This window comes from Halobacillus seohaensis (assembly GCF_042663045.1).
Lineage (GTDB): Bacteria > Bacillota > Bacilli > Bacillales > Halobacillaceae > Halobacillus_A > Halobacillus_A seohaensis.
Genome location: NZ_JBHSZV010000004.1, coordinates 398918 through 420403, shown reverse-complemented (window position 1 = coordinate 420403; position 21486 = coordinate 398918). Strand labels below are relative to the sequence as shown.

The 21486-nt window shown below is 37.0% G+C and carries 25 protein-coding genes and 1 other annotated feature; of the genes, 19 read left to right on the top strand and 6 right to left on the bottom strand.

Annotated features, from left to right (window positions below; genetic code table 11):
• Window positions 1–86: 86 nt before the first annotated feature.
• From ACFQIC_RS02475 to ACFQIC_RS02385, 19 genes are all read left to right on the top strand, one after another.
• A complete protein-coding gene (locus ACFQIC_RS02475; protein WP_390216919.1) occupies window positions 87–770 on the top strand; it encodes a YczE/YyaS/YitT family protein in 684 nt (227 codons plus the stop codon).
• The gene (cymR, locus tag ACFQIC_RS02470) at window positions 724–1143 is read left to right on the top strand and encodes a cysteine metabolism transcriptional regulator CymR (protein WP_204706943.1); all 420 of its coding nucleotides are present in this window, start codon (window positions 724–726) and stop codon (window positions 1141–1143) included. Before ACFQIC_RS02475 ends, cymR begins: the two co-directional genes overlap by 47 nt.
• An 18-nt stretch (window positions 1144–1161) precedes the next feature.
• Window positions 1162–2301, top strand: a complete 1140-nt coding sequence (locus ACFQIC_RS02465; protein WP_204706941.1) for a cysteine desulfurase family protein — start codon at window positions 1162–1164, stop codon at window positions 2299–2301.
• Window positions 2302–2315: 14 nt separating this feature from the next.
• Entirely contained in the window at window positions 2316–3428 is a 1113-nt protein-coding gene (gene mnmA, locus ACFQIC_RS02460) for a tRNA 2-thiouridine(34) synthase MnmA (protein ID WP_204706939.1), read from the top strand.
• A 73-nt stretch (window positions 3429–3501) separates the two neighbouring features.
• The gene (locus ACFQIC_RS02455; protein ID WP_204706937.1) at window positions 3502–4164 is read left to right on the top strand and encodes a tetratricopeptide repeat protein; all 663 of its coding nucleotides are present in this window, start codon (window positions 3502–3504) and stop codon (window positions 4162–4164) included.
• A gap of 20 nt (window positions 4165–4184) precedes the next feature.
• Window positions 4185–6503, top strand: a complete 2319-nt coding sequence (recD2, locus tag ACFQIC_RS02450; RefSeq protein WP_204706935.1) for an SF1B family DNA helicase RecD2 — start codon at window positions 4185–4187, stop codon at window positions 6501–6503.
• A 56-nt stretch (window positions 6504–6559) separates the two neighbouring features.
• Complete coding sequence (locus tag ACFQIC_RS02445; RefSeq protein ID WP_204706933.1) at window positions 6560–6736, top strand: hypothetical protein; 177 nt, start codon at window positions 6560–6562, stop codon at window positions 6734–6736.
• The gene (locus ACFQIC_RS02440; RefSeq protein ID WP_204706931.1) at window positions 6733–7803 is read left to right on the top strand and encodes an AI-2E family transporter; all 1071 of its coding nucleotides are present in this window, start codon (window positions 6733–6735) and stop codon (window positions 7801–7803) included. The genes ACFQIC_RS02445 and ACFQIC_RS02440 overlap by 4 nt, the downstream gene beginning before the upstream one ends.
• Window positions 7804–7845: 42 nt before the next feature.
• Window positions 7846–8066: a binding site (T-box leader), on the top strand.
• A gap of 61 nt (window positions 8067–8127) precedes the next feature.
• Window positions 8128–10764 carry an alanine--tRNA ligase gene (gene alaS, locus ACFQIC_RS02435; protein ID WP_204706929.1) on the top strand — a complete coding sequence of 879 codons (2637 nt, stop codon included), beginning with the start codon at window positions 8128–8130 and terminating at the stop codon, window positions 10762–10764.
• A 63-nt stretch (window positions 10765–10827) separates the two neighbouring features.
• On the top strand, window positions 10828–11097 hold the full coding sequence (locus ACFQIC_RS02430; protein WP_204706927.1) for an IreB family regulatory phosphoprotein: 270 nt from the start codon (window positions 10828–10830) through the stop codon (window positions 11095–11097).
• Entirely contained in the window at window positions 11097–11513 is a 417-nt protein-coding gene (gene ruvX / locus ACFQIC_RS02425) for a Holliday junction resolvase RuvX (protein ID WP_204706925.1), read from the top strand. Before ACFQIC_RS02430 ends, ruvX begins: the two co-directional genes overlap by 1 nt.
• Window positions 11514–11524: 11 nt before the next feature.
• The gene (locus tag ACFQIC_RS02420; protein WP_204706923.1) at window positions 11525–11809 is read left to right on the top strand and encodes a DUF1292 domain-containing protein; all 285 of its coding nucleotides are present in this window, start codon (window positions 11525–11527) and stop codon (window positions 11807–11809) included.
• Between the two features lie 617 nt (window positions 11810–12426).
• Window positions 12427–13587 carry an endolytic transglycosylase MltG gene (gene mltG / locus ACFQIC_RS02415; protein WP_390216918.1) on the top strand — a complete coding sequence of 387 codons (1161 nt, stop codon included), beginning with the start codon at window positions 12427–12429 and terminating at the stop codon, window positions 13585–13587.
• A gap of 103 nt (window positions 13588–13690) precedes the next feature.
• Window positions 13691–14320, top strand: a complete 630-nt coding sequence (locus ACFQIC_RS02410; RefSeq protein WP_204706921.1) for an O-methyltransferase — start codon at window positions 13691–13693, stop codon at window positions 14318–14320.
• Between the two features lie 39 nt (window positions 14321–14359).
• A complete protein-coding gene (udk, locus tag ACFQIC_RS02405) occupies window positions 14360–15004 on the top strand; it encodes a uridine kinase (protein ID WP_204706919.1) in 645 nt (214 codons plus the stop codon).
• Between the two features lie 164 nt (window positions 15005–15168).
• Window positions 15169–15648 carry a transcription elongation factor GreA gene (greA, locus tag ACFQIC_RS02400; protein WP_204706917.1) on the top strand — a complete coding sequence of 160 codons (480 nt, stop codon included), beginning with the start codon at window positions 15169–15171 and terminating at the stop codon, window positions 15646–15648.
• Window positions 15649–15770: 122 nt separating this feature from the next.
• Complete coding sequence (locus ACFQIC_RS02395; protein ID WP_204706915.1) at window positions 15771–16451, top strand: YrrS family protein; 681 nt, start codon at window positions 15771–15773, stop codon at window positions 16449–16451.
• Window positions 16452–16479: 28 nt separating this feature from the next.
• Window positions 16480–17175 carry a 5'-methylthioadenosine/S-adenosylhomocysteine nucleosidase gene (gene mtnN, locus ACFQIC_RS02390; RefSeq protein WP_204706913.1) on the top strand — a complete coding sequence of 232 codons (696 nt, stop codon included), beginning with the start codon at window positions 16480–16482 and terminating at the stop codon, window positions 17173–17175.
• Between the two features lie 68 nt (window positions 17176–17243).
• Complete coding sequence (locus tag ACFQIC_RS02385) at window positions 17244–17471, top strand: YrhC family protein (protein WP_204706911.1); 228 nt, start codon at window positions 17244–17246, stop codon at window positions 17469–17471.
• Window positions 17472–17690: 219 nt separating this feature from the next.
• Here ACFQIC_RS02385 and sigK read toward each other — a convergent pair whose 3' ends face one another.
• The 6 genes from sigK to ACFQIC_RS02355 all read right to left on the bottom strand — a co-directional run bounded on the left by sigK (window position 17691) and on the right by ACFQIC_RS02355 (window position 21485).
• Window positions 17691–18422 (bottom strand): RNA polymerase sporulation sigma factor SigK, encoded by a 732-nt coding sequence (gene sigK / locus ACFQIC_RS02380; protein WP_390216917.1) that lies wholly within the window; start codon window positions 18420–18422, stop codon window positions 17691–17693.
• 91 nt (window positions 18423–18513) lie between these two features.
• Window positions 18514–18891, bottom strand: a complete 378-nt coding sequence (gene mnhG, locus ACFQIC_RS02375; RefSeq protein ID WP_204706907.1) for a monovalent cation/H(+) antiporter subunit G — start codon at window positions 18889–18891, stop codon at window positions 18514–18516.
• Complete coding sequence (locus tag ACFQIC_RS02370; RefSeq protein ID WP_204706905.1) at window positions 18872–19183, bottom strand: monovalent cation/H+ antiporter complex subunit F; 312 nt, start codon at window positions 19181–19183, stop codon at window positions 18872–18874. Before ACFQIC_RS02370 ends, mnhG begins: the two co-directional genes overlap by 20 nt.
• Entirely contained in the window at window positions 19183–19659 is a 477-nt protein-coding gene (locus ACFQIC_RS02365) for a Na+/H+ antiporter subunit E (protein WP_204706903.1), read from the bottom strand. The genes ACFQIC_RS02370 and ACFQIC_RS02365 overlap by 1 nt, the downstream gene beginning before the upstream one ends.
• A 7-nt stretch (window positions 19660–19666) precedes the next feature.
• Window positions 19667–21154, bottom strand: a complete 1488-nt coding sequence (locus ACFQIC_RS02360) for a Na+/H+ antiporter subunit D (RefSeq protein WP_204706901.1) — start codon at window positions 21152–21154, stop codon at window positions 19667–19669.
• Window positions 21147–21485, bottom strand: coding sequence for a Na(+)/H(+) antiporter subunit C (locus tag ACFQIC_RS02355; protein ID WP_204706899.1), 339 nt, complete (start codon window positions 21483–21485; stop codon window positions 21147–21149). Before ACFQIC_RS02355 ends, ACFQIC_RS02360 begins: the two co-directional genes overlap by 8 nt.
• Between the last annotated feature and the right edge of the window lies 1 nt (window position 21486).

Below are 21486 nucleotides of genomic sequence, written 5' to 3'. Positions count from 1 at the left end.
GTTATGCTCAATTCTATTAAAATGCAAGGGACTTGTCATTCATGCTATAATAGCGTTTGGTATAATGAATCAAGGAGAGATCAGCAATGAAAATGAATTGGTATTATGGTCCTTACTCTGGGCTCCGTTGGTCTTTTTTTATTGTAGGATTAATCCTACTAGGACTCGGCATTTCTTTAACCATGCAGGTAAAAGATTTTGGAATAGGTCCATGGGATGTACTTCATTATGGTTTGTACAAACAGTTTGGACTTACGGTTGGTACATGGTCAATAATTGCTGGATTACTGATTGTTATGATCAGCTCAATTGTTTTAAAAAAGATGCCGCAAATCGGTACAGTTTTGAACATGGTATTAATTGGAGTATTTATTGATTTCTTTAATTGGATATTGCCTGAACCTGAATGGTTAGTATCTAAGATAGTAATTTTTATTTTAGGAACGATGATTATCGCTTTAGGTATCGGTCTCTATGTTGCTCCTAATATTGGAGCTGGTCCGCGTGATAGTTTAATGCTCATTCTAACAGATACATTACAGATGAAAGTTTCCACAGTACGAAATGGAATTGAAATAGCAGTTGCACTTTTAGGATGGTTATTAGGGGGACCTGTAGGCGTAGGTACAGTATTTATTGCACTATTTCTTGGTGCATTTGTCGGCTACTCTCTCCCGCTTTCTAAACAATTATTGAATTTCTTAGTGAGGAAAGGTGAAGATTATGAAAATATCTACAAAGGGTCGCTACGGGCTAACCATCATGATTGAATTGGCTAGGAAATATGGAGAAGGCCCGATTTCGCTAAAGCAAATCGCTAGAGACAATGATTTATCAGAGCATTATTTAGAGCAACTCATTGCCCCATTAAGAAACGCTAGCTTAGTGAAAAGTGTCCGTGGAGCTTATGGAGGATATATGCTTACAAAGGTTCCTCATGAAATAACCGCAGGAGATGTTATCCGAGTTTTAGAGGGACCAATTACACCAGTCGAAGGTATTGAAGATGAAGAACCAGCGAAGCAGGCGCTTTGGAAACGAGTCAGGGACGCTGTTAAAGATGTTTTAGATACCACCACCTTAGAAGATCTCAAAGATCATGTAGATGATCAAACTCAGGATGCCTATATGTTTTATATTTAACAAATGGAGGTGTAGAGGATGGAATCTATTTACTTAGACCATGCAGCTACAACACCTGTTCACCGACAAGTGACGGAAGCTATGATGCCTGTTTATCAAGACGTGTTCGGAAATCCTTCCAGCGTTCACCAATTTGGACGAAAAGCTCGAAAGATTTTGGATGAAGCTCGTCATACAGCTGCTCAAAGCATCCATGCAAATGAAAAAGAAATTGTGTTTACTAGTGGAGGTACAGAATCAGATAATTTAGCGATTATTGGCTCCGCGATGGCTAATCGACAAAAAGGGAAGCATATTATTACCACACCTATTGAGCATCATGCTACATTACATGCGGTAGATTACCTGAAAACTCAAGGTTTTGAGGTAAGTTATTTACCTGTATATGAAGATGGACGTGTGAAAGCGAAGGATCTTAGGCAGATTATAAGAGATGATACTATTTTAGTTACTGTTATGATGGTGAATAACGAGACGGGAATTATTCAGCCAATTGAAGAATTAAGCGAAGTTATTCAAGAACATCAAGCCTATTTTCACTCAGACATTGTACAAGCTTATGGGTTGTTTAATATAGATACAAAGCAATTACCAATTGATCTAATGTCGGTATCCAGTCATAAAATTAACGGCCCAAAAGGCACAGGCTTGCTTTATATAAGAGAAGGAACAGTTCTTGATTCCCAGCAATTTGGTGGAGAACAAGAAAGAAAGCGTCGGGCAGGCACAGAAAATGTCCCTGCAATTGTTGGCTTTGAGAAAGCTATTCAGTTAGTCAAAGAGAACCGAAGCGAAAGTAACGAAAAATACAAACATCTCAAACAAGTATTTATAAATGAACTTACTAAAGAGTCAATAGATTTTGACATCAATGGGTCAATGGATCATAGCGTTCCGACCATTGTTAATTTAAGTTTTCCGAACATGAACGTGGAGACGTTATTAACAAACTTTGACTTGGCTGGAGTGGCTGCATCAAGTGGCAGTGCATGCACAGCTGGTTCCATAGAGCCTTCTCATGTCCTATCAGCAATGTTTGGAGATGGAGAAGCACGTACTACTAATTCAATACGATTTAGTTTTGGGCTAGCTAATACTGAAGAAAATGTAGCAGAAGCGGCAAACAGAATCAGTCAAATATTAAAAAGGCTGAGTTAGGAAGGTGAATTACAGTGAAAGAACGGAAAGACACACGCGTCGTTGTAGGGATGAGTGGAGGAGTCGACTCTTCTGTATCAGCTCTATTGCTTAAACAGCAAGGGTATGATGTTGTAGGGATTTTCATGAAAAATTGGGATGATACTGATGATAGTGGTGTTTGCACAGCTACTGAAGATTATGAGGATGTCATACGAGTATGCAATCAATTAGATATTCCATACTTCGCCGTCAATTTTGAAAAGCAATATTGGGATAAAGTGTTCACATACTTCTTGGATGAATATAAAGCAGGACGTACCCCGAATCCCGATGTGATGTGTAACAAAGAGATTAAATTCAAAGCATTTTTAGATCACGCTTTAGCCTTAGGTGCTGACTATTTAGCAACAGGTCATTATGCTCAAGTTCGTGAAGTGAATGGAATGTACGAAATGCTAAGAGGTGTAGATTCAAATAAAGATCAAACGTATTTCTTGAACCAGCTTTCTCAAGATGTATTATCTAAAGTTATGTTTCCACTTGGTCATATAGATAAAAAAGAAGTACGTAAAATAGCAGAGGAACAAGACTTAGCCACTGCTAAAAAGAAAGATTCTACCGGCATTTGTTTTATAGGAGAGCGGAATTTCAAGGAATTTCTTAGTGAATATATTCCGGCCCAACCTGGTCAGATGCAAAGATTGGACGGAGAGGTTAAAGGCCAACACGATGGCCTTATGTACTATACACTAGGACAACGTCAGGGCCTTGGTATTGGTGGCGCTGGAGAACCTTGGTTTGTTGTAGGGAAAAATGTGACAGATAATATTTTATACGTTGGCCAAGGTTACCATCATGAGGCTTTGTATTCGGATGGGCTTATCGCCACCGAAGCTAACTGGACGAGTGGCAAGGCACCTGAATTTCCATTTCAATGTACAGCCAAGTTTCGCTATCGTCAAGATGACAGTCCTGTCACTGTTATACCCAAAGAAGATGGAACGTGTTCAGTAGAGTTCCATGAGCGCGAGCGTGCTGTAACACCAGGACAAGCCGTTGTTTTTTATGATGGTGAAGTTTGTCTTGGTGGTGCTACGATTGACCAGATCATCAAAGAGAACAAAGCGTTAACTTACGTAGGATAAATCTTCGTGAAAAATAAAAGCCATGTCCACGTGCTGATGGGCATGGTTATTTTTAGGTAGGAGGAAAAAGATAATGGACAAACTGAACCGAGCAATTGAATACATGCAACATCAAAACTTTGAAGAAGCAACCAAACTCTTTACTGAGGTTATCGAAGAAAACCCAAAGGATCCGATTGGTTATATTAATTTTGGCAATTTACTCGTCCACTTAAATGAAATGGAACGTGCAGAACGTTTTTATAATCGTGCAATTGAGTTGGATGAACAAGCAGCTACGGCCCATTACGGATTAGGAAATATTTATTATGAACAAGAAAAGTATACAAAAGCACAAACTCAATTCTTACAAGCTATTGAAACTGGACTAGATGAAGCCGATGCTTACTTTATGTTAGGCATGACTTTTGTTCACCAGGAATATATGAAATTGGCCCTGCCTTATATGTTGAGAGCGGTGGAGCTTAATCCGGATGATGTGGATATCCAATTCCAGTACGGACTTTGTCTAGCACAAAATGGTCAAATTGATGAAGCAGAAGTAACAATGAAAAATGTGCTACAATTAGAAGCAAATCATAGTGATGCTCACTACAATTTGGGTGTTGTTGCTTTGCATAAAGAGGACGCCGCACTAGCACTCGAGCATTTTAATAGGGCTCTCCAATCAAATGAAGAGCATACTCTTGCTTCACATGCAAAAACACAAATTGAACAAGCATTAAACGAAGAATAATCTAAAGGGGAAACATGATCATGGAAGAACATACACATTTTTCTCAAACAAATGAAGATGAAGGTCCTTTTATAAAGGGTGAGTTAAATCGGATGATTTTCCATAAAGAATCCGAGTATTTTTCGATTGCTTCCATTTCAGTTACCGATACAAATGAAGACTTTATTGAAAAAAGCTTAGTAATCAAAGGTCACTTTCCACCTTTAGAAGAAGGCGAAACGTATGTTTTCCGAGGAGAATTTCAAGACCATAAAAAGTTCGGTCGTCAATATCAAGTGAATTTCTATCAGCGTGTTATGCCTGAGACGAAAGATGGCTTAGTTGTTTACTTATCAAGTGAATTATTTCATGGAATTGGTAAAAAAACGGCAGAACGGATAGTTGAGGAACTAGGAGAGCAAGCAATTTCAAAAATATTACAAGATCCAGATGTACTTGATAGGGTCCCTAAGTTAGCAAAAGAAAAGAGAATACAACTATATGAAGCATTGAAAGAACATCAGGGATTTGAGCATATTATGATTCATTTAAATCAGTATGGATTTGGTTTAAAGCTTTCCCAAAAAGTTTATCAAGCTTTTAAAGATCAAACCTTGACAATGATTGAAGAGGATCCATATCAATTAGTTTTTCAAGTGGAGGGTTTTGGTTTTCATCGGGCAGATGAAATAGCTAAGATGCAGGACTTACCTGATGATCATCCAACAAGAATTAGAGCGGCCTGTTTGTATATTATGCAGCAAAGTTTATCAGCAGGACATGTATACCTCCCAACAGAGAATTGTTTATCTCAAGTAGAGTCCTTATTAAATAGTGGAGGCAATAAAGCAATTACATTCGATCAACTATCGCAACAAGTGATTCAATTAGCTGAAGACCGATATGTATTTATAGAAGAGGAACGTGTGTATTTACCCTCACTTTATCATGCGGAAAATGGATTTTGTCATCAATTGGAGCGAATTACGGAAGAAGAACTAGAAACAGAATATACACAGGCAGACCTCATGAAGATTATTGGAGAGATTGAAGAAAAAGAGGCAATGAGCTACGGGGAAGAACAGTTCAAAGCCTTGGATAAGGCTCTTCATTCTAAAGCAATGATTTTAACCGGAGGCCCAGGCACTGGGAAGACTACCGTAATTAATGGGATCATACAAGCCTACGCCCAGTTAAATGATGTTTCTATTGATCCAGAAGATTATAGTCAAGGCGATTCTTTTCCATTTGTAATGGCTGCACCTACGGGGAGGGCTGCTAAACGAATGACAGAATCCACAGGTTTACCTGCTAGTACGATACACCGTTTACTAGGTTGGGATGGACATGACAGTTTTGAAAAAAATCAAAATAACCAGTTAGAAGGAAACGTTTTAATTATAGATGAATTTTCAATGGTAGATATTTGGTTAGCTAATCAATTATTTAGAGCAATTCCTGCCGATATGCAAGTATTGATTGTAGGGGATGAAGATCAACTTCCTTCAGTAGGACCAGGGCAAGTGCTGTCGGATTTACTTCGATCTAAATATATTTCTTCCGTTCAATTGACTGAAGTATATCGTCAGAAAGAAGGTTCGAAGATCATTCAATTGGCACATGAAATAAAGAATGACGAGTGTAATGAGCAATCTTTAAGTAAGGACGATGACTTTAATTTTATACCAGCTAGTGAATATCAGATAAAAGATCTGATAACAAGTATTGTGAAAAAAGCACTTGATAAAGGGATCGATCTTCGTGAGATACAGGTGTTAGCCCCTATGTATAGAACTGATGTGGGCATTCATCAATTAAATTTAGAGATTCAGAAAATCGTTAATCCTAAAAATAAACAGAAAAGGGATTTAAACTTTAAGGAAGTTACCTTCCGCAAAGGAGATAAAGTGATTCAGTTAGTAAACCAGCCGGAGGATGGAGTCTACAATGGAGATATTGGCGAAATTGTGGCTATTTTTCAAGCAGATGAAAATGTCGACCAAGTCGAACAGGTTGTTGTGGAATATGATGGTAAAGAAGTTATTTATCCTAAAAAAGATTTGAATAATATCATGCATGCATATTGTACATCCATCCATAAATCTCAAGGTAGTGAGTTTTCAATCGTAGTTCTTCCAATTGTACGTGGGTACCGAAGAATGCTTAGAAAGAACCTTTTATATACGGCTATTACAAGATCAAAAGATTCGTTAATTATTTGTGGGGACCATCAAGCTTTTATTGATGGTGTAAGAAGCACTGATATTAATTTAAGATACACACGATTAACTGAAAAACTTCAAGATAGTAGTTATCCTAAAGTTGATGAAGAAGAACTATCACCTTATGATTTTATGTAAAGGTATAAATTGTCAAACCTAGGGGCAAGCTAGCAGAAAAAAGGAGTTTGCTCCCTATGAAATGCCCGAACTGTGATGGCAAAATTCTTGGACGAATTGGTAATGACCAATATTATTGCTGGACTTGTTGCTTGGAACTCTCTGTCGAAAAAGGAAAAATCAACGTCCATCAAATAGAAGAGGATGGTAGTTTAAGTTCGTTGAATGACCTCTTTTATCAATCAGGCTCATGAAAAATAACAGTTTAATCAAATGGATAATTCGATTATCCATTTTTTTTATTATTCTTCTATTATTACTGTTTTTAGCCTGGTTATTCCCTTATTATGATCACGTGGTTCTATTGATAGGTAGAATATTTCTACCATTTATAATAGCGATCATTGTGGCTATGCTATTGCACCCATTAGTTAAATACTTAGAAGATATAGGATTAAAGCGAATTTTGGCTATCTTACTTATCTTCTTGGCATTCTTTTCACTAACTGGCTATGGAGTCTATAAAGGTTATCCTCATTTAGTGCAACAAATTAAATTGCTGAATGAACAGTTACCTCACCTATTGGAAGCTTATCAGCAGTGGACTAAGGAAATGTATGCACAGACTGAGAGGTTTCCAGATGGAATTCATGAGCGGTTAGAAGATAGCTTTTCAAGATTGGAATCCTGGGTTAACGCTCGTCTCATGGCTGTCATATCCGGAATGAGTGGGCTATTTAATATTATTGTGTTAATTGCTGTCATTCCCGTTATGACCTTTTACTTTTTAAAAGACTATCATTCCATCATGAATGCCTTGCTCCGGTTATTTCCTGAAAAGTGGAGGAGAGAAGGCGTTCATTTAACAAGAAAGCTAAGCCATTCTCTTGGTGGTTATATAAGGGGACAATTATTAATTAGTCTATTTGTGGGGGTTTTAGCTACTTTAGGTTTTTGGATCGCAGATTTACCCTATCCTCTCGTGTTAGGCTTGGTTGCAGGTATTACCAATATAATTCCCTACTTTGGACCGTTATTTGGAGCAATTCCAGCATTGATCGTTGCTTTAACGATTTCTGTTAAAACTCTGATAATAACAGGAGCAGTGATTGTAGTAATTCAAGTGATTGAGGGAAATTTGTTATCCCCTTATATTATGGGTAAAAGCATTCACATCCACCCGCTATTAATTATTTTTGCGCTATTGGCTGGTGGAGAACTCGCGGGTATTACAGGTATGGTCTTAGCTGTTCCTGTGTTAACATGTATTAAGGTAATTATTGAAGAAATTTATCATGTACGGCTAAGCGTTGACAGATAAAGACAAATTATCTATAATGACGCTATCTATACTATATGAACGTAGAATACTAAGAAGGAAAAAAGTAAACAAGCATGCCCTTTGTTAGAGAGGCATCTCCTAAGGCTGGAAGAGGTGCTAAGCAGGCTTTTGTTGAAAGCTATTCCTGAGTGCGGCTTAATCGCCGTCGGTTTCACGTACCGTTACGAACGTTTGAGGTGATAGGCTTAATTACTAAGTCTATAATCAGGGTGGTACCGCGGATTCGAAATCCCGTCCCTGCCAATGTGCAGGGACGGGATTTTTCTGTTCATATAGCGAAAGAGAATTTGAGGAGGTTCTATTATGAAAAAGTTAACATCAGCAGACATTAGACAAATGTTTTTAGATTTTTTTAAAGACAAAGGACATAGTGTCGAACCGAGCGCTTCACTAGTTCCCCATGAGGATCCAACACTGCTCTGGATTAATAGTGGTGTAGCTACATTAAAGAAATATTTTGATGGTCGTGTCATCCCAGAAAACCCTAAAATTGTGAATGTCCAAAAATCTATACGTACGAACGATATTGAAAACGTTGGATTTACCGCACGTCACCACACATTCTTCGAAATGTTAGGGAATTTTTCAATTGGCGACTATTTTAAGGAAGAAGCAATTGCCATGGGATGGGAATTCCTAACAAGTCCAGATTGGATCGGATTTGATCCTAAGAGATTGTCGGTAACTGTTCATCCCGAAGATGATGAAGCCTATGCACTATGGAGAGATAAAATTGGTGTAGAGGAAGAAAGAATTATTCGCTTAGAAGAAAACTTCTGGGATATTGGTGAGGGACCGAGTGGACCTAATACGGAAATATTCTACGATCGTGGAGAAGCATATGGAAATGATTCGTCTGACCCTGAACTTTATCCGGGTGGAGAAAACGAACGTTACCTTGAAATATGGAACCTTGTTTTTTCACAATTTAACCACAATCCTGATGATACGTATACACCACTTCCAAAGAAAAATATTGATACGGGCATGGGATTAGAACGAATGGTCTGTGTCATCCAAGATACTCCGACAAATTATGAAACCGATTTGCTTTTGCCTATCATAAAGGCAACAGAGACTCTATCAGGTCGTAACTATCAAGATAATAAGGACCAAGACTCTGCATTTAAGGTGATTGCCGATCATATGCGAACTGTTAGTTTTGCTGTCAGTGATGGCGCGCTGCCCTCTAATGAGGGAAGAGGTTATGTGTTAAGAAGATTACTTCGTCGGGCCGTTCGATTTGCTAAACAGCTCGGAATTGATGAACCCTTTATGTACAAGCTTGTGCCTGAAGTAGCAGAAATCATGAATGATTTCTATCCGGATATTAGTAAGAAACAAGAATTCATTCAAAAGGTGATAAAAACTGAGGAAGAACGTTTTCATGAAACTTTAAATGATGGATTGGCTATGTTGTCTACTATAATGACAGAGGAAACAGCAAAAGGTAGCAACGTATTCCCTGGTACGGAAGTATTCCGTTTATATGATACGTTTGGCTTTCCAAAGGAATTAACGGAAGAATATGTTGCTGATGCTGGTTTCACAATTGATGAAGAAGGATTTAAAAATGAAATGCAAAAACAGAGGGAGCGGGCTAGAAACGCTCGTCAAAAAACCGACAGTATGCAAATTCAAAACGGAGTGTTAGGCGACGTTCAGGTGGCTAGTGAATTTATTGGATACGATCGTTTGACTGGAAAAGGAAAAGTCATTGAATTAATAAAAGGCAATGAATTTGCTGAAGAAGCGGAAGAAGGAGATGTCATATATTTCTTCTTAGACTATACACCTTTTTATGCAGAAAGCGGCGGTCAAATGGCTGACAAAGGTATAGTTGAAAATGATCAAGCGGTTATTGAAGTATCTAATGTTCAAAAAGCACCAAATGGTCAACATATGCACGAAGCCATCGTTAAGCAAGGCTTCTTTAAAAAGGGAGATACATTTGATACCGAAGTCTATCGTAGTAATCGTTCGTACATCGTGAAGAACCATACGGCGACACACTTGTTACATCAGGCTCTGAAAGATGTGTTGGGTGATCATGTTAATCAAGCAGGCTCACAGGTTACATCAGACCGATTACGATTTGACTTTTCTCATTTTGGATCTGTAAATGAAAAAGAAATAGAACAAATTGAGAAACAGGTAAATGAAAAAATATGGGAATCTATCGCAGTGAAAATTGAATACAATTCGTTAGAAGAAGCGAAAGAAAAAGGCGCAATGGCTTTGTTCGGGGAAAAGTATGGTACTGAAGTTCGTGTGGTTGAAGTAGGGGATTATAGCCTTGAGTTATGTGGAGGTTGTCACGTTAACAATACTGCTGAAATCGGATTGTTTAAGCTTGTAAGTGAAACAGGTATTGGTGCCGGAACCCGAAGAATTGAAGCTGTCACCGCTAAAGGCGCTTATGAATTTATGAATGAGAAAGAGGCCATATTAAAAGAAGCAGGTCAATTATTGAAAACAAGACCAGAACAAGTGCCGGAGCGGGTGCAAGCTCTTCATCATGAAATAAAAAGCCTTCAACGCGAGAATGATTCATTATCAACAAAGCTATCAAATTTAGAAGCTTCCTCTATTTTGGATGAAGTAGAAGAAGTAAATGGAATTAAAGTTTTAGCAAAACATGTCGATGTTAAAGATATGGATGCCCTTAGAACAATGATGGACGATTTAAAACAAAAACTTGATTCTGCTATTCTTCTTCTAGCCACAACTAATGGGAATAAAGTTCAACTTATTGCCGGAGTATCTAAAGATTTAATCGATCAAGGCTATCATGCCGGACATTTGATCAAGGAAGCAGCTACCATTTGTGGAGGAGGAGGAGGAGGTCGACCTGACATGGCTCAAGCCGGCGGAAAAGACTCCTCTAAAATATCTGAAGCACTTGATTATGTTAAAGAATACGCGAAACAAACCGTCTAATTTTTACAAAGCTAAAAATAAGTATATAATGAAAGAAAGACTAACATGTGCGAGGTGAAAAAGATGAGTTCAATGGATAAAACAATGCGCTTTAATTTTTCAGAAGAGCCATTTGATGAGGATGTAAAATCATTACTAATATCCGTTCATAATTCTTTACAAGAAAAAGGCTACAATCCGATAAACCAAATTGTTGGATACTTGCTTTCTGGGGATCCGGCTTATATTCCTCGTCACAAAGATGCTCGAAACTTAATAAGAAAAATGGAACGGGATGAGTTGATTGAAGAAATGGTTAAATTTTATTTAGAGAAGAATAAAGAGGACGATTGATGAAAAAACTAGGTCTAGATGTAGGTGAAAAAACGATAGGCATTGCGGTATCAGATGCTTTCGGCTGGACAGCACAAGGGCTTACTACGTTAAAGTGGGATGAAGATAATTACACAACAGCTAGAGAGCCATTGAGAAAAGTGATTAATGAAAATGATATTAGCGAGGCCATCGTTGGCTTACCTAAAAATATGAACGGAACGATTGGACATAGAGGTGAGGCTAGTCAGAGGTTTGGAAAATGGTTGGAAAAAGAGTTCAAAATAGTTGTTCAACTATGGGATGAACGTTTAACGACGATGGCTGCTGAAAGAGTTTTGCTCGAAGCTGATGTTAGTCGGCAGAAGCGTAAAAAAGTAATTGATAAAATGGCAGCTGTAATTATTTTACAAAGTTATTTGGATTCAAAACAATAGGAGGCAAAATGATGGCTTTAGAAAAAGAAGAACGAATTATCATCCCGGATGAAAACGGAGAGGAACACTTATTTGAGGTACTATTTACTTTTGATGTAGAGCAAAATGAACAATCTTATATCGCGGTTGTTCCAGCTGAACAAAAAGAAGGCGATGAAGTGGAAGTATTTGCTTTTAGATATGAAGAAAAAGGAAATGAAGAGGATGACCTTGCTCTATATCAAATTGAGTCTGATGAAGAGTGGGAAATGGTTGAAGAAATGTTAAATACTTTAACTGATGAAGACTTAACTTAATAAATAGTGAAAGGTTTAAGGTCTTTATAATAACGGGTTTCTTTTAAAAGTATAAAAGATTAAATAACAAAGTTTCTAGCAGTCCAATTAGTATATACTAATTGGACTGCTTTTTTTGGTTGATTTAGTGAGTTTTTTAGATACAATTCGGCTCTATAATGAATGTGGTGGTCATGCTTAATCTATCAGCAGCTCCAGGTCAGCAGAATATAAAATGCACTCTATTCTCTCTTTTGATACCCTAGAGTTGCGACACAAAAAGGCAAAGGAAATTTAAACGCGTTAGAAAAATATTTGAACGATGGAAGACAGAGATGTCACAAGCATTTATGTATCTGTTTAACAATGGACCCATTCCTCTGTCTTTATTAACGGAACCATTATTTTTACAACTCTTTATCCACAATCCTGCTCGGTGGTTGAAGAAATTTCGTCATCGACTCGGGCACCTTTTCAGCATTAACGGGTAACAAAGGCTTTATATTAAATAATACTGAACAGCTACTCATTTCTCAAAATAAAGGATATTATGTTTTTCTATTATAGAATCTGTCTAAATTCGTAGAAAAGAGTGCATATTTTGTAGTATAATGAACCGGGTGGAAGGAGGAACATAGGTGTCTGACTCGAATTTCAAGAAAAGTTATAAAGAACGTTTAATGAATCGTAAAGAAGAGGCAAGTAAGGTTCGAAAAATAGTTGTGATCATTTTAGCTACTGTAGCGGCTGTGCTAATGGTTAGTTTGATTTCAGGTTATTTATATATAAAATCTTCACTAAAACCTGTTAATCCTGATGATGACTCAGAAGTAAATGTAGAAATTCCAATTGGATCATCTACATCTCAGATAGCTAGCATTTTAGAAGAAAATAGTATCATAAAAAATGATTTGATTTTTAGGTTATATACAAAATTTAAAAATGAAACTGGCTTTCAAGCGGGGGATTATCAGTTCACCTCGTCAATGACTTTAAATGAAATTATCACATCCCTAAAATCGGGTAAATTAATAAAAGAACCGGCTGTTAGAGTAACTATTCCTGAAGGTCAGAATGTTGAAGAAATCGCCGGAATTTACTCAGAAGAATTTGATTTTACAGAGGAAGAATTTTTAGAGAAAGTGAACAATGAAGAATATGTACAAGAATTAATTAAAGATCACCCGAATTTACTGAGTGAAAAGATATTAGAAGAGGGTATTCGCTACCCATTAGAAGGCTATTTATTTGCAACAACTTACGATTATTTTGTTGAGAATCCTTCAATAGAAGAAATTATAGACAAAATGGTATCTCGTACAGAGGAAGTTGTACTTGGTTATAGTAAAGAGATTGATCAAAAGGAACGAACGGTTCATGAACTCATTACAATGGCCTCTCTCGTTGAGAATGAAGCACCAAATGAAGAAAGCCGTAAAAAAATAGCTGGAGTCTTTTACAATCGTTTGGAAGATGATATGATGCTGCAAACTGATCCAACGGTACTTTATGCGTTAGGTGAGCACAAAGACCGCGTATTATATGAAGACTTAGAAGTCGAATCTCCATATAATACGTACCATATTAAGGGCTTACCTGTAGGGCCTATTTCTAGCTTTAACACCAATTCACTTCTCGCAACCTTAAATCCTATTGATTCGGAAAATCTTTATTTCTTAGCGAACAGTGAAGGGGATATTTTTTACTCTGAAACTTTAGAGGAGCACAACCAGCTGAAAGCAAAACATATTTCCTCAGATGAGCAGAAGGATAAATTATCAGAGGAAGAGGAAGAATAAATTTTGTAAGGAATGCGTGATAAACCTCGCATTCCTTCTTTTTAATATGTTAAAATAATAGGGTTGTAAATGCGTTGTTCTATAAGGAAAGGGGACAGCATTCATGAACCAAGAAAAATACTTACATACTTTACTATCTCCCGCCTCAGATCAAGTGAGGCAATTAGAAAAGTATGCACAGGAACATAATATTCCGATAATGGAGCCTTTAGGTATGGATTTTCTTTTGCAGTTAATACGTATTCACCAGCCTAAGAAAATTCTTGAAATTGGAACGGCTATCGGGTATTCTGCTTTAAGAATGCTTGAAGCAATGCCGACTGGTGAGATTATAACCATTGAAAGAGACGTTAATCGTTTAGAAGAAGCAAGAAAAAATATAAAGTCTTTTAATATGGAAGATAGCATTCAAGTAATTCATGGGGATGCACTTGAATTGAAAGAAGAAGTGGCTAAAAGGGGTCCTTTTGATCTCTTATTTATCGATGCAGCGAAAGGGAAGTACGAAGATTTTTTTAATGTATATTCGCCTTTAATAACAGATCAAGGGATGATTGTTTCGGATAATGTCTTATTTAAAGGTTATGTCGCAAATTCTTCTCAGGGATCCGAGCGTTTTGAAAAAATCGCATCAAAAATAAGAAGATTTAACCAATCGTTAAATAACCATGAGAAGTATCATACCACAATTGTACCTATTGGTGATGGGGTAGCAATTACAGTGAAGAAATAATGAATAACTAAGGGTGACGATAGAGAGGAGAACCAAGGCATGAGTGACAAACCTGTTGTAATTGGAGTAGCTGGAGGTACGGGATCAGGAAAAACAAGTGTAACGAGATCCATTATCCAAAGATTTACTGATAAGACAATTTTAATGATAGAACAAGACTATTATTATAAAGATCAAAGTCATTTGCCCCTAGAAGAGAGATTAAAAACAAATTATGATCATCCATTAGCGTTTGATAACGATTTGTTGATAGAACACTTAGAAGAACTAATCGCTGAAAAATCAATTGAAAAGCCTGTTTACGATTATAAAATTCATACACGTTCAGATGAAACTATACATGTGGAACCTAAAGAAGTTATTATAGTTGAAGGGATTCTTGTATTAGAGGATGAAAAGTTACGTGACTTAATGGACATTAAAGTGTTTGTCGATACTGATGCCGATGTGCGAATTATTCGTCGTATGATGAGAGATATTAACGAGCGAGGAAGAACATTAGACTCTGTGATTGATCAATATATTAACGTCGTTCGTCCGATGCATTTGCAATTTGTTGAACCAACGAAGCGTTACTCAGACATCATTATCCCAGAAGGTGGCCAAAATCATGTAGCTATTGATTTAATGGCGACGAAGATTCAAACGGTCCTTCATCAAAAAGGACAGAAGATGAGCGAATAAAATAGTTGAAAAGTTGAAAAAAATCTGGCATAGTTTTTGATAGTAGTACTGGAAAGTCTAACCCTGTAAACATTATGTTTATAAAGTAGAATTAAAAGATAGTGTTATACTATGAAAACAGGGTATATCGTTTTACTATTGTCGGATATAAGGAGTGTATTTGGATGGCCCAAGGGAAAAGTTTTTACATGACAGAAGAAGGTAAAATAAAGCTTGAAGAAGAACTAGAATACCTAAAAAATGAACGACGAAAAGAAGTTGTAGAACGTATTAAAGTAGCCAGAGACTTTGGTGATTTATCCGAGAACTCAGAGTATGATGCAGCTAAGGATGACCAAGCATTTGTAGAATCAAGAATTCAATCAGTTGAAAATATGATTCGAAATGCTGTTATTATCGAAAGTGATAATGATAACCCTGACCGTGTATCTATGGGTAAATCGGTTACGTTTCAGGAGCTCCCTGAAGGCGATGAAGAAACGTATACCATAGTTGGTAGTGCTGAAGCTGATCCATTTGAAGGAAAGATTTCCAATGACTCTCCAATGGCTCAAAGTTTAATAGGTCATGAAATAGGAGACAAGGTAACAGTCGCTACTCCTGGTGGAGAAATTAATGTAAAAATAGTTAGCGTAACTTTATAAAAAGATGAAAGACAGGGGCAACCCTGTCTTTTTCTCTCATTTATTTTAATCTTACGGACTTATCTGTGATTTAAGATTCGAATGAACTATTGTATAATGAGGCGCACAGAGGGGGTATTATAGTGGGGGAAAATCAAAAATCAAACTCACGAAGCGGTCGGTTTGAGAAAAGAAGAAAATCCAAAAAACTAATGACCGTACTAGCTACTGCAGGAGCATTGCTGTTTGTTATTTATATATGTCTATTTATTTTTACAGGAAATATAGATTCTGATCGACCAAATGAGTCAGCTTCAGAGTCAACCACTAACGAAGAAAATAGTGGAAATGATGGTGGAAGTTCAGAGGGAGATCAATCAACTGGAGATCTAGAAGTTAATCCCAATGAAGAAGAAGCCGATGACAAGCTTTCCGACGAAAATGAAAGTTCAGAAGATGAGTCAAGCGAGGGAGATGAAAGTCGAAAGGTAGAAGAAGGTTCTGAAGAGAATGTGGATCGTGTAATTACACAAGACTGGAAACCAGTAGGAACAGAACAGAATATTTCGGGAGAGCATAGAACAACATTCCAACAAGGTTCTCAAGATTGGCAGGAAATATTAAAAGCAGCAAGCAAAGCAACAGGAGTAAGTACAGAGAACATGATCGATTGGCGGGTAGAAAATGCCGGAAGTGGCCAAGTGAATGCTACTATTACGAATCAATCCCAGGATCAGGTTTACCGTGTCTTAATAGAATGGGTAGATGGTGAAGGATATCGTCCCATCCAAGTGAAAGAATTAAATAGTAACCCCTACAATTAATAGGTAACTTAAGAAAGGAGTATCACGGATGGCCATAGGAATAATTGGAGCAATGGATGAAGAAATCGAATTACTCAAAAACAATATGAAAATTAGGGAAGTCCACCATGTAGCTGAAAGCACTTTTATAGAGGGAGAATTATCCGGACATTCCGTTGTTTTGTTAAAATCTGGAATCGGAAAAGTGAATGCAGCAATAGCAACAACCATCCTGCATGAACGGTTTTCCATAAGCCAAGTTATTAATACAGGATCTGCTGGCGGTTTTGCAACTGATTTAGAAGTCGGAGATGTTGTGATCTCATCTTTTGTTACACATCATGACGTTGATGTTACAGCTTTTGAGTATGATTATGGTCAGGTTCCTGGACTCCCAGCGATGTATAAGGCAAGTACACAACTTGTAGACAAAGCCATGCAGGCCGTCAAACAAACGGATGTAAAGGGAAAAAAGGGAATCATTGCTACGGGAGATTCATTTATGCAAGAAGAGTCACGCGTGAATTTTGTTAGAGGTAAGTTTCCAGAAATGATTGCAGCAGAGATGGAAGCTGCTGCAGTAGCGCAGGTTTGTTATAAGTATGAGACACCCTTTGTAGTTATACGAGCTCTCTCAGATATTGCAGGAAAAGAATCTTCTATTTCTTTTGACCAGTTTCTTCCTAAAGCTGCTAATAATGCAGCCACTATGATTATAACAATGCTTCAGTCAATAGATTACTAGGAATTACCATCTGCTATTACCTCTAACCTATGTTACAATCATTCAGGCATAGGATAGGAGGTGGCAAAATGGACTCTAATAAGAAATTAGAAGGAAAATTAGCTGATTATAGACGGTTTACAATGACTCTAATTATATTAAGTGCATATTTATATGTTGGCATTTTAATCAGTATTTATGAGTACCATTCGACCGCATACTATTATTTATTCGTGCTAATTATATTATTATTATCAACGGCTTTTTACTTTGTGAGAAAGCTTAATCAATGGCAGAAAAAATTAAGAGAAGAATAAAATATAAAACCACTGTTATCAAGATTGACTGAAACTTTCTCTTCAGTAGTCTCTTAGACAGTGGTTTTTTGTTTCTAGAAAATTATAGATTAGTTTTGGTTAAGCATACTGATATAAGTCCAGCTTAAAAGGCCCAATAGACACCGTAACATAAGCAATCTTCCACTCACTAAGAACCGTAGTTTGCTTACTTCACGTATCTATCGGGTCGTACATACTCTAAGAAGAATTTCCATATTTGCTTTGTTTATAAAATTCATGAAAAATCTTCATAAGCGCACGTTTTTCTATACGAGAAACGTAGCTTCTTGATATGCCAAGCTCCTTAGCTATTTCGCGCTGAGTTTTCTCATCTTCATCATTTAGACCATAACGGTAAACGATGACTTCTTTTTCTCTGTCATCTAATACAGAAATATATTGCTTAATTTGTTCAATCTCCATATGAAGCTGAATTTCTTCCACAATGTCAGCAACATCTGCTTGCAAAATATCGAGTAGATTCAATTCATTTCCTTCTTTGTCATGGCCAATGGGGTCTTGTAAAGAAATATCTTTATTCAGTTTTTTCGTGGATCTTAAGTGCATAAGGATTTCGTTTTCTATACAACGAGCGGCATAGGTGGCAAGTTTTGTTCCTTTGCCTGTAGAATAACTTTCAATTCCTTTAATAAGACCAATCGTACCAATGGATATTAAATCCTCAAAGTCTTCTTTTGTATTCTCGAATTTTTTTACGATATGAGCAACTAGTCTTAAGTTATGTTCAATCAGTTTATCTCTTGCTTCTTTGCTTCCTTCTTTCATTAATTGGAGTTGCTTAGCTTCTTCCTCCTTTGACAATGGGTTGGGAAAGGCTTGATTTTTTACATAAGAAACGAAAAATAAAGCTTCTTTAAATAAATAAAGGATGGAAGCGATTAAACTGCTCAAACGAACACACCTCCTCATGGATTAGGCATCTGCCTACCATAAGTGTATGTATGTCGAAGCTTGACCGTGCCTGTACTCCACAAATAAAGCAACCAGAGTTTCTGGTTGCTTACTTGTTCGTATTTTTTGATTGATCAAACACTTCTTTATATTCATCTTGTATGCTCTGGTCCCACAAAGGAACACCACTTCGATAAGCAGCTCTTCCAATCATGTGTCCTGATACAGGTGCTGTTAATAAAATGAACAGAATACCTAGTAAGAGCTTGCCGCTAATAATATCATGCTCAACATACAAAAAGAGAAAAGCACCAATTAATATACCAGAGACACCCAAAGTAGAGCTTTTTGTGGCAGCGTGCAGTCGGGTATAAACATCAGGAAATCTAAGAACACCTAGTGAACCAGAAATAAGAAAAAAAGTGCCAAGTAGTAAAGATATACATATGAGCAAATCAAAAATGAGATTAATCCATGTCCCGCTCAATAATAACACCCTTTTCTAAGAATTTCGCCATGGCAATGGTACCTATAAATAACAAAATACCAATTAAGAGTATAACATCATTAAATTGTGTTGAAACGAGTAGCACGGCGATGACACCCGCTAAAGCCATAACGTTCACACCAATTATATCTAGGGCAACGGCCCGGTCTGGGTTTGTTGGCCCTACAATGGCTCGATAAAGCAGGATCATAACAGAAATTGATACACCAACTATGGCGATAGTTGCTGAAGCTTCAATAAGCATCTCCGTTACATTTAATGCTTGTTCCATTAGCGTGTCACCTCCATGATGGTTTTCTCAAAGATATCTTTTATGTCATTGATCGATTCTTCTACGTCAGGAATATCCATAGCGTGAATATAAATCTTAGAATAGTCTTCACTAACATCTAGGGATAACGTTCCAGGTGTTAATGAAATTAGGTTAGCAAGGAGTGTAATCTCCCAGTTACTTTTTAATTCAATCGGAAGGATAAAAATCCCAGGTTGAATATTAAATTTAGGTTTGTAAGCAAGCTTTACAATTTCAATATTTGACAGTAATAATTCACGTACAAAGAGAAGAATCAGTTTAATGACACTGAAGACTCTCTTCATGTAAAAGGTGTCAGGGATGAAGCGCTGAAGCATGAATAACATGAGGATACCTATAAGGTAGCCAACAACAAAGGTTGTAAAGTTATACGTCTCGCTTAGAAACATCCACATGACAGCTATGATAATATTAAGAACGATTTGATAGGGCATTAACTGTCTACTCCTTTATCACAGAATCAATATAATTTTGCGGATCCATTAGATATTCTCCCATTTGTTCAATAGATGGATAAAAGAATTCGGCTCCTACTCCAAGAACAATAGTAATCGATAAAAGAACGACAATGGGCCATGTCATACGACGTGCATTAATTTTTCTTTCAGGATGTGGAGGGGCGTCTGTTTTCTCTCCCCAGAAGCCACGAATGAAAATTCTAATCATTGAGAATAAGATTAGCAGACTAGAAATGAGTGAAGCAATCACAACCATGATTTCTTCATTAGCCAATCCTCCCTGAATAAGTAGAAGTTTACCAATAAATCCACTAAAAGGTGGGATTCCGGCTAGAACTAAAGTGGAAACGAATAATATCCAACCTAATGCAGGATAGTGGTGAATTAGTCCATTCATTTTCCTCAAATCTGAAGTTCCTGCTACATAAGCAATCACACCAACTAGGAGGAACAGAGCACCTTTAATCACCATATCATTAATTAAATAATAAATTGTTCCGCTAAGAGATGTTTCTGTGAAAATACCAATCCCCATAATCATAAATCCAACAGCTGGAATAATGTTATAGGCTACGATTAATTTTATGTTGTGTGTTGATAAAGCCCCAATCACACCAAAAATCATAGTAAAGGCGGCTAAATATATGAATATGGTATGTGTTATGTCTACTTCTCCTACAAAGATAAGAGTAAATATACGTAAAATAGAGTATATACCTACTTTTGTTAGCAAAGCTCCAAAAAGTGCAGATACTACTGGATTTGGGACAATGTACGGTCGTGGAAGCCAGTAGTATAAAGGGAAAACAGCAGCTTTTGTTGCAAATACAAAGAAAAACAGAATAGCAATGGTTGTTAAAACACCTTGTTGCTCAACTTCTTGTACACGTTGTGAAACTTGTGCCATGTTTACAGAACCTACAACGGAGTAAAGAAATGCAATAGTCGTTACAAATAGCATAGAGGAGAATAAATTAATAAGTACATATTTTAATGATTCTCGCAGTTGAGCTTTACCGTTACCTAAAACAATTAATCCATACGATGCCATTAACAATACTTCGAAAAACACAAAAAGGTTAAAAATGTCTCCTGTGAGAAATGCCCCACTAACCCCTGAGATTAACATGAAGAAAAAACTGTAAAAATAAAATGATTCCTGCTGTTCACTCAATGACTTAGGAGCATAGAAAATGCATGTTGTAGCTACAATGTTTGTTGTCATTACAAGTGTTATTGCTAGTAAATCACCTACAAGAACGATTCCAAAGGGTGCTTCATAACTTCCTGTTTCCAAAACTATTGTACCATTGTTATATACTAGGTAGAGAACAACACTAACTAACACTAAGTTGATCACCATAAAAAGTTGAGAAATAGGTCGTACAAGTCTTTTTTTATTATTTAAAAAGGCCGCCAAAATCCCCGCAATGAGCGGCCATATAATAGTTAAAGCTAATAAATTACTCATAGTCGTTACCCCTTAATTGCTCCATATTGTCAGTACCATTTATTTTTGCGGCTCGATAAGCTAACACAAGTAGGAGACTTGTTACTCCAAAGCTTATAACAATCGATGTTAAGATCAATGCTTGAGGAAGCGGATCCGCATATTGATCGATTCCATCCGTTAAAATAGGTGGTGCGCCTCTTTTAAGCTCACCCATTGTTAAGATGAATAAGTGAGCCCCATGAGAGATTAACGCTGTACCTATTACAATACGAAGCAGTTGCTTTTGGAGGAGGTTGTAGACACCGGTTGTGAACAATATTCCGGCAAGGATGGCCATAATAAATTCCATT

Coding starts and splice junctions, on each gene's coding strand:
- ACFQIC_RS02475 (WP_390216919.1), top strand. CDS start 87: ATGAAAATGAATTGGTATTATGGTCCTTACTCTGGGCTCCGTTGGTCT.
- ACFQIC_RS02455 (WP_204706937.1), top strand. CDS start 3,502: ATGGACAAACTGAACCGAGCAATTGAATACATGCAACATCAAAACTTT.
- ACFQIC_RS02410 (WP_204706921.1), top strand. CDS start 13,691: ATGAACCAAGAAAAATACTTACATACTTTACTATCTCCCGCCTCAGAT.
- recD2 (WP_204706935.1), top strand. CDS start 4,185: ATGGAAGAACATACACATTTTTCTCAAACAAATGAAGATGAAGGTCCT.
- ACFQIC_RS02360 (WP_204706901.1), bottom strand. CDS start 21,154: ATGAGTAATTTATTAGCTTTAACTATTATATGGCCGCTCATTGCGGGG.
- udk (WP_204706919.1), top strand. CDS start 14,360: ATGAGTGACAAACCTGTTGTAATTGGAGTAGCTGGAGGTACGGGATCA.
- ruvX (WP_204706925.1), top strand. CDS start 11,097: ATGAAAAAACTAGGTCTAGATGTAGGTGAAAAAACGATAGGCATTGCG.
- mtnN (WP_204706913.1), top strand. CDS start 16,480: ATGGCCATAGGAATAATTGGAGCAATGGATGAAGAAATCGAATTACTC.
- ACFQIC_RS02420 (WP_204706923.1), top strand. CDS start 11,525: ATGGCTTTAGAAAAAGAAGAACGAATTATCATCCCGGATGAAAACGGA.
- cymR (WP_204706943.1), top strand. CDS start 724: ATGAAAATATCTACAAAGGGTCGCTACGGGCTAACCATCATGATTGAA.
- sigK (WP_390216917.1), bottom strand. CDS start 18,422: ATGAGGAGGTGTGTTCGTTTGAGCAGTTTAATCGCTTCCATCCTTTAT.
- ACFQIC_RS02445 (WP_204706933.1), top strand. CDS start 6,560: ATGAAATGCCCGAACTGTGATGGCAAAATTCTTGGACGAATTGGTAAT.
- ACFQIC_RS02440 (WP_204706931.1), top strand. CDS start 6,733: ATGAAAAATAACAGTTTAATCAAATGGATAATTCGATTATCCATTTTT.
- ACFQIC_RS02385 (WP_204706911.1), top strand. CDS start 17,244: ATGGACTCTAATAAGAAATTAGAAGGAAAATTAGCTGATTATAGACGG.
- greA (WP_204706917.1), top strand. CDS start 15,169: ATGGCCCAAGGGAAAAGTTTTTACATGACAGAAGAAGGTAAAATAAAG.
- ACFQIC_RS02465 (WP_204706941.1), top strand. CDS start 1,162: ATGGAATCTATTTACTTAGACCATGCAGCTACAACACCTGTTCACCGA.
- ACFQIC_RS02355 (WP_204706899.1), bottom strand. CDS start 21,485: ATGGAATTTATTATGGCCATCCTTGCCGGAATATTGTTCACAACCGGT.
- ACFQIC_RS02370 (WP_204706905.1), bottom strand. CDS start 19,183: ATGGAACAAGCATTAAATGTAACGGAGATGCTTATTGAAGCTTCAGCA.
- ACFQIC_RS02430 (WP_204706927.1), top strand. CDS start 10,828: ATGAGTTCAATGGATAAAACAATGCGCTTTAATTTTTCAGAAGAGCCA.
- alaS (WP_204706929.1), top strand. CDS start 8,128: ATGAAAAAGTTAACATCAGCAGACATTAGACAAATGTTTTTAGATTTT.
- ACFQIC_RS02365 (WP_204706903.1), bottom strand. CDS start 19,659: ATGCCCTATCAAATCGTTCTTAATATTATCATAGCTGTCATGTGGATG.